Annotated in this window: 11 protein-coding genes; 1 reads left to right on the top strand and 10 read right to left on the bottom strand. The window is 40.4% G+C overall.

Going from position 1 to position 13815, the window contains the following annotated elements:
* Positions 1-35: 35 nt before the first annotated feature.
* From BM266_RS11895 to BM266_RS11880, 4 genes are all read right to left on the bottom strand, one after another.
* Entirely contained in the window at positions 36-1784 is a 1749-nt protein-coding gene (locus BM266_RS11895) for a PAS domain S-box protein (protein WP_093409971.1), read from the bottom strand.
* A gap of 110 nt (positions 1785-1894) precedes the next feature.
* Complete coding sequence (locus tag BM266_RS11890) at positions 1895-2485, bottom strand: sensor histidine kinase (protein ID WP_093409968.1); 591 nt, start codon at positions 2483-2485, stop codon at positions 1895-1897.
* 1 nt (position 2486) lies between these two features.
* Complete coding sequence (locus tag BM266_RS11885) at positions 2487-4064, bottom strand: PAS domain-containing protein (protein WP_093409965.1); 1578 nt, start codon at positions 4062-4064, stop codon at positions 2487-2489.
* Between the two features lie 35 nt (positions 4065-4099).
* Positions 4100-5440 carry a capsule assembly Wzi family protein gene (locus tag BM266_RS11880; protein ID WP_093409963.1) on the bottom strand — a complete coding sequence of 447 codons (1341 nt, stop codon included), beginning with the start codon at positions 5438-5440 and terminating at the stop codon, positions 4100-4102.
* Between the two features lie 78 nt (positions 5441-5518).
* Between BM266_RS11880 and BM266_RS11875 the strand changes: the two genes are divergently transcribed.
* Positions 5519-6253, top strand: coding sequence for a tyrosine-protein phosphatase (locus tag BM266_RS11875; RefSeq protein ID WP_093409960.1), 735 nt, complete (start codon positions 5519-5521; stop codon positions 6251-6253).
* Here the strand turns inward: BM266_RS11875 and BM266_RS11870 are convergent.
* The 6 genes from BM266_RS11870 to BM266_RS11845 form a co-directional block, all read right to left on the bottom strand.
* A complete protein-coding gene (locus tag BM266_RS11870) occupies positions 6250-8646 on the bottom strand; it encodes a GumC family protein (RefSeq protein WP_093409958.1) in 2397 nt (798 codons plus the stop codon). The two genes, BM266_RS11875 and BM266_RS11870, sit on opposite strands and share 4 nt — an antisense overlap.
* Positions 8647-8650: 4 nt before the next feature.
* Positions 8651-9415 carry a polysaccharide biosynthesis/export family protein gene (locus tag BM266_RS11865; protein WP_093409955.1) on the bottom strand — a complete coding sequence of 255 codons (765 nt, stop codon included), beginning with the start codon at positions 9413-9415 and terminating at the stop codon, positions 8651-8653.
* 19 nt (positions 9416-9434) lie between these two features.
* Positions 9435-11339: a polysaccharide biosynthesis protein gene (locus BM266_RS11860; protein ID WP_394333126.1), complete on the bottom strand. Its 1905-nt coding sequence runs from the start codon at positions 11337-11339 to the stop codon at positions 9435-9437.
* 76 nt (positions 11340-11415) lie between these two features.
* Positions 11416-12594 (bottom strand): DegT/DnrJ/EryC1/StrS family aminotransferase, encoded by a 1179-nt coding sequence (locus BM266_RS11855; RefSeq protein WP_093409952.1) that lies wholly within the window; start codon positions 12592-12594, stop codon positions 11416-11418.
* Positions 12587-13189, bottom strand: a complete 603-nt coding sequence (locus BM266_RS11850; protein ID WP_093409950.1) for an acetyltransferase — start codon at positions 13187-13189, stop codon at positions 12587-12589. Before BM266_RS11850 ends, BM266_RS11855 begins: the two co-directional genes overlap by 8 nt.
* Positions 13190-13795 (bottom strand): sugar transferase, encoded by a 606-nt coding sequence (locus BM266_RS11845; RefSeq protein ID WP_093410111.1) that lies wholly within the window; start codon positions 13793-13795, stop codon positions 13190-13192. It abuts the gene before it with no gap.
* Positions 13796-13815: the final 20 nt, after the last annotated feature.

Here is a 13815-nt window from a genome sequence, read left to right as displayed (position 1 = left end):
GGGTAGATTGGTAGCCTGGGGGGGCTTAGTGATAATTATTTTTCTGTTTTATTAGCAATTTTTCGAATAACTTTATCAAGTTCTCTTGATGAAATTAAGATATTATCAAGAATTTCGGTGACATTTTCGATATTTTCTCTGTGATTTTTCAACAAATCTATCAACCCCATAATACGGGCAAGAGGTGCTCTTACCACATGTGATTGGGTCCAGGCAATTTCACGCAGGCGTTCGTTACTATCTTCAATAGCTTTAATATAATTATAACGATCGGTTATATCCTGGATAGAACCAATGATACGTTTGGGGTTACCAGAGTTATCGGTTAAAAGATAGCTACGATCCAGCACATATTTATAACTCCCATCAGCACAAGCCAGGCGGTATTCGGAATGCATTAATTTTCGTTTTCTTTCTACCATTTCTCTCTCCTGAGCCTTGATTCGACCAAAGTCGTCAGGATGAATTTTGGAATCCCACCAGCTCCCATTGAATTCAGTATTTTCCGCAGAATATCCGAAAATTTCAGAAATTGCTTCGTTGAATTTCAATTCATCACTTTCAATATTATAATCCACAATCAGGTCACTGGTTGCTTTTGCTACTGTATCATACCGCTCCAGGCTTTCTCTTAACTCCTTTTCCTGATATATAAACTGGGTTATATCTCTTGAATTTGCCACAAGCCCGTCAATAGCAGGATCATCTCTTAGATCACTAATGATGGTTTCCAACCAGCGCCATTTTCCCTTTCCGTCTTTATAGCGGTAGGAGGGCAATTGTACGGTTTTCTTTTTTCCGACAAATTTGAGATACTTTTTAATCCTTATTTCATCATCCGGATGGATAAACTCAAAGACATTCCTGCCTTCCATTTGTTTAGGATTTACATCAAGTATATTTTTTACACTGGGACTAATATAAGAATACCGAAAATTCTCGTCTATAATACTTATCACATCTGATCCATCCTGCACAAGAGCTTTAAAGCGTTGCTGACTGTGATAAAGGTCCTTCTCGGCCTTCACCTTTCCGGTAATATCAGAGGCGAGGGTTACCCTTGCATCGCGACCATCAAAGGTTATAGGATTGGTCTCAATATCTACATAAAGAATCTTTCCTTTTTTTGTGCGGTGTTTAAGTTGAAGCGAAAAGAAATCGTTTTTGTTTTTCTTCCAGGTTTCTTCCCCTAAAGTTTCTCCTTCAGCCCAAAGTTCCCTAATGTTCAATTTCAGAAATTCCTGTCGGGAATAACCATAAAGTTCCATAGCCGCATTGTTTACATTCAGGAATTCCAGACTATTTCTATCTAAAACCCACATAGGCAGGGGACTGGCATCAAAAAGATTTCTGTATTTCTTCTCTGATTCCTCAAGTTCCCGTTTAACTCGCTTACGTTCCCGGCTATACTGGATGCTTTTGGTCAGGATGGAGGAAGTGATCTCATCTTTCAATAAATAATCTGAAACCCCCCAGGAAAGAGTTTTCATCCCAAAATCTTTATCAGCATATCCCGTTAACACGATCACAGCCGAAGAATTAGCCAGCCCCAGAACTTCCTTAACCAGTTTTTCAGGACGATCTACATCGGGTAAAGAAAGGTCAAGGAGAATAGCGCTGTAATCCCGGTTATCTTCCAAAAGTTTCCTCGCATTTTCAAAATTTTCGGCTCTTTTAATTTTAAATTTTGAATACTCATCGGTAAGATATTCCTGGATAAGAACGAAATCACCGTAATTATCTTCTATTACTAAAATTTTTAATTCTTCGTTCTCCTTAAACATAGGTCAAGCTCAGTGAATTACGCAAAATACCGGGTGATAGCATGCAAAAAAACGGTATTGAAATACTATCAAATTATGGTATCAAATTATTTAGGGCATTTATAAAGATACTAATTTTGTTTAGAGATGGTAAAATAGAACCTACTACCAGTACCCGGTTCAGATTCCACCCATATCTCCCCTCCCATGTTTTCAACTATCTTTTTGCAGATCGCGAGCCCTAAACCTGTACCGGAATATTGCTGGCGGTTATGTAGGCGTTTAAAGATCTCAAAGATTTTCTGCTGAAATTCCTCTTCAATTCCAATGCCATTATCTGAAATCTCAAAAAGCCAGTGTTTATCGTTTTCCTGTACTACTATTTTTACCTCCGGAATTACATCAGAAGCCTGATATTTTAGCGCATTTCCAATCAAATTGCTTAGTGCCTGCCTAAGCGGAGTTTTTTCAGCGATTATCACGGGTAACTCTGAAAAAATAATTCTGGCATTTTTCTCATTGATGCTTTCCTGCTGAAGTTTGAGAATTTCCTCAACCAATTCATTTAGATTTATCTTTTCAGGCTTGTTTTCCAATCTCCCGGCACGTGAAAACTCCAAAAGGTCAAGGATCAACTGCCGCATTCTTAAAGCTCCATCGTGAGCAATTTCAATATACTGCACAGCTTTTTTATCCAGCTGATCTTCATATTTTGATTTCAACCTATCTAAAAAAACCGGTAACCATCCGCAAGGGTTCCTGCAAATCGTGGGAAGCGATATATGCAAACTGCTCCAGCTCCTGGTTGGAGACCGAAAGTTCCCTGGCCCTTACTTCCAATTCCGCATTGAGTCTTTCAAGCTCAAGTTTTTGTTTCTTTAAAGAGGTTATATTTCTTGCAATGCCTACCAGGCCGGTTGTATTACCGTCACGATCGGTTAAAAGAACTTTGGTTAAGAGCACAGTTTCCCGGCTACCATCCTTATTAGGAACCTCATCTTCCCGGTTAATTACCGACTCTCCCGAATTAATTACGCGCTCATTATCTTCAATAATCTCCCTTGCTTCCTTTTCATTATAATAATCAAAAGCGGTTAATCCCAGGGCTTCTTTTTCAGACCTAACATTCAGTAACTCCTGATAGAATTTTCTGTTTACCAGAATTGCACGGTGTTTAATATCATTCACAAAAATGTAATCGGGAATATTATCAATAATAGCTTTTAGCATATTGCGTTCTTCCCGCAACCTCTTTTCAGCCTTCATCTGCCGGGTGATATCTTTCGCGATGCCATATACTCCCGTAATTTCATTGTTGACATAAATAGGGAAGTTAGTCACGTCCAGCACCTTTTTAGTCCCGTTTTTGCCAATAAAACGGGTGGTATAACGCTGAATCTCTCCCATGGCCGCCTTTCTCGAATGTTCCATAACATTTTGAAGATCCCTTTCATCGATAAATGGAATGAAACTGCTTTTAAGGAGTTCTTCCTCCTCCATTTCAGTCATTCCTAAGGAACTCATATTTCCACTGGTGAAATTCCCATCCAGATCGAAAGCATAAACCGCATCCGGGTTATAATGAAAAAGCGATTCAAAAGCCTGCCGACTATTTTCGGCCTGCTGCTCCTGCCTCTTTTTTTCTGAAATATCAAGGATTCCGGTACTGGCTCTCAACTTGCCCTGGTGATTTTTATAAACCACTGAATGCATCTCACAAGGGAAATATTCACCGTTTTTCCTTATCCCTGTTAATTCATTTTTAACCTCTTTATTTTCAGCCCGTATTCTTAAGGTATCCTCAAGCGCTTTATCCTGTAGAAAAATTCCTCCCCTACCCAGCTTCTGAAATTCCTGGGGGCTATATCCGAACATTTCACAGGCAGTTTCATTCATATCCAGGATTGCTCCTGAAGGTTTGCTTAGAAAGATCGCTAAGGAGGAATATTCTATAACGTTTCTCAATTGATGCTCAACTTCATTCGTAATTCCTGAACCCTCCTCTATAACCAGACTAAGCTTATCAATTATACCTTCTTCAGAAATTATTGGAGAGAAACTAAAGGACAGGACCTGTTGTTTCCTGTTCACTTCGGTTTCAAACCGAATAACCCCGCCATCAAAAGCTGCTTCTAAAGATTCAGTAATACTGTGGTGAAGTTTCCCGGGGAAGTAATTAAGTAGATTTTCTGCTTCATTTTCCTGAAAAGTTATCTCCGGGAATAGCTGCAAGGCATTTTTGGTGCAGCTCAGAACTTTCAGATCTTTACTTACAGTGAATATGGCAGATGATTTTTTCAATAATTTTGTTTTATCCGGTTAGTTAGAAAATTTACCTAAAGAAGGCTTGCACTCAAAAGAATTCCCGCTCCATAATTTGGGGATTTCATCGTATTGAAATCGGCACCAAGCTGCAGACTTACATCTACAAGATAAGAATATACCTTCAGGTCAAGATAAGTAGAAAGGATATCGTGCTGTGGTATATTTCCACCTGCTTTTGCTCCATAGTTCTTGCGGTAACTTCCAAGGAATTTATAGGGAAGTTTATCAAAAGCGAGCCCGGTTATTCCAAGATGATGAGCGATCAATTTATTATTATTTATCCTGAAACGGTTCTCATCCAAACCAATAAAAGGTACGCCTAAGATCCGGCTTTCATAGGTCCATCCAGATCGGTAAAGATTATTATTGAAATAATTATCGGCTCCATCGGTGGTGGGACTGTTTTTACTTTGGTTTCTGGTATAATAAAGTTCGTACATAATGGCGTCAACCCATTTTCCCGGGTATTGATCTTCGAGATAGATGCCGTAGCGGCCATCGGGAGTATTGGCGAGAACCCGGCCGGAGCCGTCTTCAAATAAATGATTATAAATTAGTTCCAGATTAAAATTACGAACCTGGGTCTTAAGTTTTACCTCATAACTTCCTAAATGATTCCCTAGGGCATTGGCCTCCTGTCCTTCCACGGTATCTTCCCCTTCTTTCCCCATAAAGACATCCAGATAATCTGAAAAAGAATCCGGAAGCTGGCCGAACTCAGGATGAACCCCACCCCATTGCACAAAATGTTGCAATCCGGCTGAAAACTCAAACTTTTCTGAATGACGATATACCAAACTAAAGCGTTTGTGGTGCAATCGTGTATCTTCTACAAAACGCTCATCATCCATAAAATATTCCTCCAGAGCTGCCGTAAAGCCAATTCCCCGGTTACCGGATATAAAAACAGGTCTTTTGGTTTTAATTTGAATCCCCGGAAGAGGTCGCGCGTTTAGAGACCAGAGAATATTTTCATTAGAAGCACTTAAACCCCGATATAATTCGGTTTTCTGCTTTCTTCCGGCAGTGATCTCCAGCCAGGAAGTCTGGAAACTCAAGTAGCTTTCATCCAGCTGAAATTTATCGGTATAACCATCCTGATAGAGACCGCCAAGGCCTACCTCCAGGAATGATCGGGCTCCCAGACTATATGTAGCATTTCCGCTTATCCATCCGGAAAAATTAGTGAGTTCATCGATTCTTCCCCGCTGGTTGCTATGCAGCCAAAAAGGAGATTCATCCTCGGTGTATATAAGGCCGGAAGCATTGATTTCTGCGGAATAATTCAGGCTTTGCGCCAAATTTTCAGAAATAAAAATAAATAAGAAAACTAAAGTAAAGATCGATCTCATAAGCAGCTGATTAAAGGCTTACCAAAGATGCTTAAAATGAATTAAAATTCTGTAATTTTACTGCTCAAAATTTCCCAAATGATCTCTTTTTTTCAGAAAAAAACATTCTTTGTCGATCTTTTAGAGGATTTCACCGATTTTCATAATCATTTATTACCCGGTATAGACGATGGCGCTGCTACTCCGGAGGCTTCTCTGGAGATGATTGAAAAATTCGGCGAATTCGGAGTGAAGCGTTTTGTTTGTACTCCGCATGTTATGGGGGAATACTATCCCAATACCAGGGAAACTATTGGGAAGGCACTGGAAAAATTAAAATCGGTTCTGCCTTTGGAAATCGACATTTCCGCAGCCGGAGAATATATGATGGATCAGCATTTGATGGACAGCCTGGAGGAGGGAGAAAAAATGCTCCCCATCATCGGAAACAATGTGCTGGTAGAAATGTCTTACTTTCAGGCTCCTATAAATTTAAAGGAGATTCTTTTTAAGATCCTAACCAGTGGTCAAAAACCTATCCTGGCCCATCCCGAGCGTTATGCTTATTACCACTCTAAAAATCTGGAAAAATATAAAGACCTCAAGGGTCGAGGCTGTAGTTTTCAAATGAATATGCTCTCCCTTACCCCGCATTATGGTTCAGGAATGCAAAAAGCCGCAAACCAACTCCTGGAGGCCGGCATGATAGATTTTATTAGTAGCGACGCCCACCGATTGGAACACCTCGAAAAACTTGAGAAGATCAAATTAAATAAAAAACAGGTCCAATTGCTTGAACCTGTTATAGAAAAAAGCAAGGCTTTATTTAATTAGGATTTTAATCCTCTCATCCAACGTTTCCATCGGCTTTCCTTATCGGCTGCATACCCATAGCCATAGCCGTATGAATAACCATAATTAGCCCCATAAGAGAATTTAGAATAATCAATATCATTAAGTACAACTGCAAGTCCTTTTAGTTTCCCCTGGTTCTTCAGGTCTTTTGGGAAATCCAGAATTTTCTTGTCGGTATGCTCTGCCCGCACGATGTAAAGGGTTGTATCTGCCAACGGACTAATTAAAAGCGTGTCGGTAACTATCATAGTTGGCGCGGTATCAACGATCACAAAATCATAAAGCTTGCTGGCCCTTTTTAACAGATCTCCCATCCTGTCGCTCATAAAAAGCTCTGCGGGGTTTGGAGGTATCGCTCCGGACATAATGATATCTACCGAAATATCATTTTTATTGGTGGGCACAATAATGTCTTCCATACCTACTTCATAGTTGTGCAGATAATCAGACAGACCTTTATCTTCCACTGCCCTGTCTGAATACTTATGCAGTTTAGGATTACGAATATCCGCTCCAATTAATAGTACCTTTTTATTGGTGGTCGAAAGCGTACGAGCCAGATTGGTAGAAACAAAGGTCTTACCTTCCCCTTTAATGGTAGATGTTACAAAAATAATCTCTCCCCGCTCCTTTCCTTTATTCTGAATTAAATAGGCCAGGTTCGTCCTTAGAATCCTGAAGGCTTCTGCTAATGGGGAGCGATCATTAACACCTATAAGTTCATTCTGATCTGATTTAATCCGTGGAAGCTCTCCCAAAAAAGGAATCGTTTTGGTTAAAGGATGAAGATCTCCCTTATGATGCACTTTGGTATCAAGAAAATTCTTAATAAAGATTATCAGGATAGGAATAATCAAGCCAAGAACAAATCCTGCTACAAGGATCAACCAGGGTTTTGGATCTACGGGTTCCTCGATGGTATAGGCCGGATCCACAACCCGCGCAACCGAAGCGGTAGCCGCAAAGCTGATAGCCGCCTCTTCCCTACGCTGAAGAAGGAATAAATACAACTGTTCCTTGATCTGTTGTTGTCTTTCTATGCTACGCATCCCCTTTTCCAGTCCCGGGAAATTACTGAATTGACCCTGGGCCCTGTTTTCCCGCTGATTAAGTTCATTGATCCTGACATTTATGGATCTGCGCGTGCTGCTTATGCTCTCAAAAAGATTTGCCTTCAAGCTATCCAGTTGGTCGGTAATTACCTGTACTACAGGATTCTCCGGGGTGGAATTTTTCAGATAAAGATTTCGCTCCATCACCAAACTGTTATAAGAATTTGTTAAGCCTGAAATTCCTCCTTCGCTAATTCCTGCTTCAGGTAATAACTCATAATTCCCCTGATTCCTCAATAATTCTTCTACCGATTCGATTAAAGCCAATTGAGTTTCAAGATTGAAGATTTCCTGCTCGGCGGCCGTATATTGCGACTGATACATACCAGCAGTACTGGCCACATCCATCAACCTATTATCCCTTTTAAAATCGGCAATCCCGCCTTCCACCGAATCGAGTTCTGTAGTGATCATTTCCAGCCGGTCCTGGATAAATTTTGTAGTATTCTCAGCAACCTCCTGTTTATTCTTAACTCCTTCCTCATTAAATCTTTCCATCAATTTATTCAGAAAGTCTTCGGTTTTTTCACTTGTGGGATGTATCATAGATAGGGACAACATGTCTTTAGCCTGACCCTTTTTTGTAATCTGCAATCTCGCAAGATAATCCCTAGCAACATCTGGTACCGGTTGTATTAGAATATTTACAGTTTTTGTATTTCTAAACTCCCCTTCCTCATTCCCGGATCTCGGAAGTATTGTAAATTTAGCTCCATCAATATTAATTACTTCCCCGATCTTATGTGTTTCGCTATAAGATTTACTCTCTTCATCCAGTCTGAATTCTGTATCTGAAAACGGACTTATAAATAAATTAGCACTTTGTTTATTAATAATACTATCCGGAGTTATGAACTCAATGAGAACAGGACTGCTTTTATAAGTTTCAACCTTGATCACATTCCCTTCTATAAAATAGGAGATATTATGGTCAAGTTCATCCACCACACTCTCGATCAGGCTTTTTGATTTCAGTTTTTCTATTTGATTATCCAGACCATCCTCATTAAAGGATAAAATAGAGCCACCTCCGGTAGGCATTGCGCTTAAGGCGGTATTCTCTTCATCATTAACAATAACCAGGGTAGCCTCGCTACGATACTTAGGGATGGTATAACGGTTATAAAGATAAGCCGCTAAGACTCCAAGCAGTAGTCCCAAAACGATCCATTTCCAGTGGGTGAGATATTTGAATATTTCGGCCTTGAGATCAAAATTCGATTCTTCTTGCTCTTCCGTGAAGTCGTTGAGTTCTTCCATAAACTTAGAGACTATTGATTAGCAGATACATACTTATAATCGTGGTTCCCAAAGAAATGATTCCCTGATAACTTGTAAAAAATCCGGCCGATTTCACAGCTCTGTAAGTAGGCTCTACATAAACAATATCGTTTTGCTTTAGATAATAATAGGGGTTTTTAAATACATCATTTGCATCTGTAAGATCCACTCTTCCATAAGATTTCACCCCGTCTTTCTCTCTTATCACTAAAATGTTTTGTCTTCTCCCGTCGTAGCCAATATCACCAACTTCAGCGATCAACTCCGGTACGGTAATACGCCCGTCACTAACCTCTACTCTCGAAGCTCCAGTTTCACCAAGAACTGTGACTTTAAAATTGACAATTCTCACATCTACGACTGCATCGGTAACAAAATCTCGGATTTTACTCTGTAATTCTTGCTGAACCTCACTCCGTTTCATTCCGGCGACCTCTACAGCTCCCAAAACAGGAAACTGTATATTGCCGTCAGGATCCACCAGGTAGCCCGTTAAAGACATATTCTGGCCTCCTCCGGCTCCCCCTTGCTGCCCCTGAGTATTGGGCTGAAATGGTTTAACAACTTCCTCGTTTAGTGAGGAAACGTTTATTCTCAAAACATCATTCGGTTCTATAACGGGTTCATAGTCCATGATATTTTCATATCCTTCAAGCTCTTCGATATCATGAAAATAAACGATTTCTTTTTTGGTGGAACAGCTGAAGATTAAAAAACTAACTAATAAAAGCAGTGGGTATTTTTCCATATAATCTGGGGTAGAAATTTTATTTGCTAATTATACTTTCTTCTTTCTTGTCCAAACGTTCAAAAGAGGAATTATTGCTTTTGAACTCCGGGATGAGATCTTTAAGTTTCTGAACAACCTTATCTGCCTTCAATTTATTGGCAGAAGCGATAATCTTTTCAATCTTATCGCTTATCTGTTCATAATCACGAACAACTTCCTGCCCTATCATAATTTTCTTATGGTGTGTTGGCAGGGTTTTGCATTCATCGTTCAGCAACTCTTCATAAAGCTTTTCTCCCGGTCTTAATCCGGTGATCTTTACTTTAATATTTTTATTTGGATCGTAACCCGCAAGCTTGATCATTTTAATGGCCAGATCCATGATCTTAACCGGTTCTCCCATATCGAACACAAATATCTCTCCTCCATTACCCATAGTCCCTGCTTCGAGAACAAGCTGACAGGCCTCGGGAATGGTCATGAAATACCTTATAATATCAGGATGGGTGATGGTTACCGGCCCACCCTTCTCAATTTGTTTTTTAAACAACGGCACTACCGATCCATTGGAACCAAGCACATTCCCAAATCGGGTTGTAATGAATTTGGTTGGATTTGGCTCATTTGCCAGCTGACTATGAAAAAGGGATTGTACATACATCTCAGCGGCTCTTTTGGTGGCTCCCATCACATTACTGGGGTTTACCGCCTTATCGGTGGAGACCATTACAAAATGTCCCGCCTTGTATTTTACCGAAAGATCAGCCAGGTTCTTCGTACCCGCAATATTTACAAAAACCGCCTCATGGGGATTTTCTTCCATAAGCGGAACATGTTTGTAGGCCGCAGCATGATAAACCACATCAATATCATTGTTCTGAAACATCAGTTCCAGTCGCTTCCAGTTCCCAACGTCACAAATAATAAATTTACAATTCAGATCGGGAAATCTGGCTTCAATTTCCAGCTTAAGATTATGTAACGGAGTTTCAGCCTGATCCAGAATAATTAGCCGCTTGGGATTATAATCGGCTACCTGGCGCACGATCTCACTTCCTATAGATCCCGCTCCTCCGGTTACAAGAATGGTCTTTCCTGTAAGTTGTTCGATCTTGTTTTGAACATCCAACTTAATAGGTTCCCTTTCCAGCAGGTCTTCGATCTGCAGAGATTTTACTTTTTGAGCGATAGGCTCCCCCTGTCCCCAGCTGGAAACTATAGGAGCATTATATACCTTGATATCGTGTTCAAGACAATCTTCCACTATTCCGAATTTCTCTTCAGCACTTAAATTTTGCTCCGAGAGAATTATTGCACTGGCATCCAGCGACTGTACTGCGTTATGAACTTTTCCTGAATAGTTCACCACAGGTTTATCCAGTAGTCTTATACTTCGGTTTAATTTTTCCTGGGTTAAAAAACCTACAACTTTAAACCTTCTTGGGTGTTCAATATCCAGGGCTCCTACTACCGAGATCGCATTTTCATCAGCCCCGATTATTACCGCATTGATAAGTCGTTCATTTTTCTGAACAATTTTGAAATATTCATAAACCTGCTTCACCCCTAGTCTGAAAAGGAATAACAAAGAGAAAGCCGCACAAAGGTTTATCAACAAACCTCCTATCAAAAAGATCTTTTCTCCTATTACAAAATATGTGGTGTAACTAATAAATACCAGGGTGAAAAATGAGCTCAGCGTTGCCAGTAGAAGCTTAAGGGCATCAATATTCGAGGAATACCGGATAATACCGGCATAGGTTTTAAAAATGTAAAAATAAAAAATATGCACTGCAACTATCATTATTCCTTTGTCATAAAAACTCAGGATAGTATAGTAACGAGGAGTAAGATCTACTACGATTAGTACAGTGAACAAGGTGGATATAGCCACCAAAGCAATATCGATAAGTAGTACCGCCCATCTGGGCAGATAACGCATATTTCTAAGGTCTAAAGAACTGTCAGCCCCTGACAATATACCTTTAAGAATTTTGACAAAATTCCCCATCATATATTTATTTCTTAAAGCACTCCATTACTGCACGGCTAATCCTGTCTCTATCCTTATCGCTAAGGTTAGATCCGGAAGGAAGACACAGTCCGTTTTCAAAAAGAGCTTCAGCCACCCCTTTTCCGTAATATGGAGAATCTTTGAATACCGGTTGCATATGCATTGGTTTCCAAAGTGGCCTGCTTTCAATATTATTTTCTTCGAGAAATAAACGCAGCTTTTCCCGGTTTATTCCCCCTGTCTGTTTTTCATTAACTCTTATAACACTCAACCAGTGATTGCTAAAATAATCATTATCAGGAACTGAGTGCACTTCTACCCCTTCAATATCATTAAACAAATCTACGTAAAATTCGTGCATTGCTCTACGCGCGGCAACTCTATCATCCAATACCAGCATTTGTCCCCGTCCAATTCCGGCGGAAACATTGCTCAATCGGTAATTATAGCCTATTTCTGAATGCTGATAATATGGCGCCGCATCTCTGGCCTGGGTCGCAAGGAAAATTGTTCTTTCTTTTGCTTTCTGACTTTTGGTAACCAAAGCCCCTCCTCCGGAAGTGGTTATGATCTTATTTCCGTTGAATGACAGAATAGAAAATTCACCAAAGCTACCACACTTCTGTCCTTTATAGGAACTTCCCAGCGCTTCAGCACTGTCTTCTATAACCGGAATCCCATATGTTGAAGCCACCTGGTTAACTTCATCAACCTTATATGGTGTTCCGTATAAATGCACCGCTATGATCGCCTTAGGTTTCTTGCCTTTTGCAATCCGGTCTTCAATTGCACGCTCCAGTTCTTCCGGACAAATATTCAAAGTTTCTTCTTCACTATCTATAAAAACAGGAATAGCGCCTAGGTAAACTATTGGGTTGGCCGAAGCTGCAAAGGTCATGCTTTGGCACAACACCTCATCCCCCCGCTCTACGCCAAGCTGGATCAGGGCCAGATGCAAGGCCGCAGTCCCTGAACTCAAGGCTACTACCTCTCCCGAATCCCCCTCCCGGCCTCCCCCGGAGGGGGAGGAGTCATTAAAAAGATATTTTTTAATGTCTTCTTCAAAACCATTGACATTGGGACCTAAAGGGGCAACCCAGTTTTGTTTGAAGGCTTCGTTTATAAATTCCTGCTCTTTCCCTCCCATATGCGGAGAAGAAAGCCATATTTTTTCGTTACTCATTTGAATACTTTATAATTTTTCCCGGATTCCCAACTACTACAGCGAAATCCGGAATATCTTCTATTATTACGGCTCCTGCACCAATGCTTACCCATTTCCCTATTTTAACACCAGGAATAATGGAAGCTCCGGCTCCAATCTGGCTGCCTTCCCCTATTTCCACATTTCCGGTGACCACAGCATTAGGAGAAATATGTACAAAATCATCTAAACGCACGTCGTGTTCAACAACGGCCCCCGAATTGATTATACAATGCAAGCCTATAATAGTATCGGCATTAACAACAGCGCCCGGCATCACTACCGTGCCATCTCCCATTTCAACATTTTCCGATATTACTGCAGAAGAATGGCTAACGGCCTTAGCTATTGCTCCGGTATACTGCAGGGCCACTAATTTCCTTACGGTATTGTCGCCAATTGCCAAAATTCCGGGGATCTTCAGAGTATTTTCCTGAGGTTCATGTACAACTTTATATCCCTTGAATTCAGTAATTTCAGGATTGTCATCCAGGATATATTCAGGTTTGATATTCCTTGATTTCAGAATATCAAATATCACTTTTCCATGTCCGCTTGCGCCGTAGATAATCATTTAATTGCGTCCGTTAAAAGCTTCGGTGGTAGCCATATTAGCGGTATTGATACCTTCCGAAATTACTACTTTTTTTATTGTCTTGAATAAAATTTTCAGATCCAGCAAAAAAGACTGGTTTTCCACATACCAAACATCATATTCAAACTTTCTCGTCCAGCTAATAGCATTCCTGCCATTAACCTGGGCCCAGCCCGTAATTCCCGGTTTCACCTCATGTCGTCGCTGCTGCCTTTCGGTATATAGACTTAAATATTCCGGCAACAAAGGGCGTGGACCAATAATGCTCATATCCCCCTTCAAAACATTCAACAACTGTGGAATTTCATCAATTGAAGTTTTACGAACAAATTTCCCTATTCCGGTTAAGCGATCGGCATCCGAAAGCAGGTTCCCTTCAGAATCTCTCTCATCAGTCATAGTTTTAAACTTGATAATGCTGAAGATCCGCCCCTTTTTCCCGGGTCTTCTCTGAAAGAAAAAAGGTTTTCCATCATTTGCCAAAGCTAATAAAAGGGTGATTGGGATCAATAACGGACAAAACACTAATAATGCCGTAAATGCAATAAAAAAGTCAAGAACCGGTTTAATGAAATGCCTGTACATGCTTTGGCTTGAGGTATGAT

It is taken from the genome of Salegentibacter flavus, assembly GCF_900115145.1.
GTDB classification, from domain to species: Bacteria; Bacteroidota; Bacteroidia; order Flavobacteriales; family Flavobacteriaceae; genus Salegentibacter; species Salegentibacter flavus.
The sequence above is the reverse complement of the archived record's forward strand: the minus strand, read 5'-3'. Positions and strand labels throughout refer to the sequence as shown.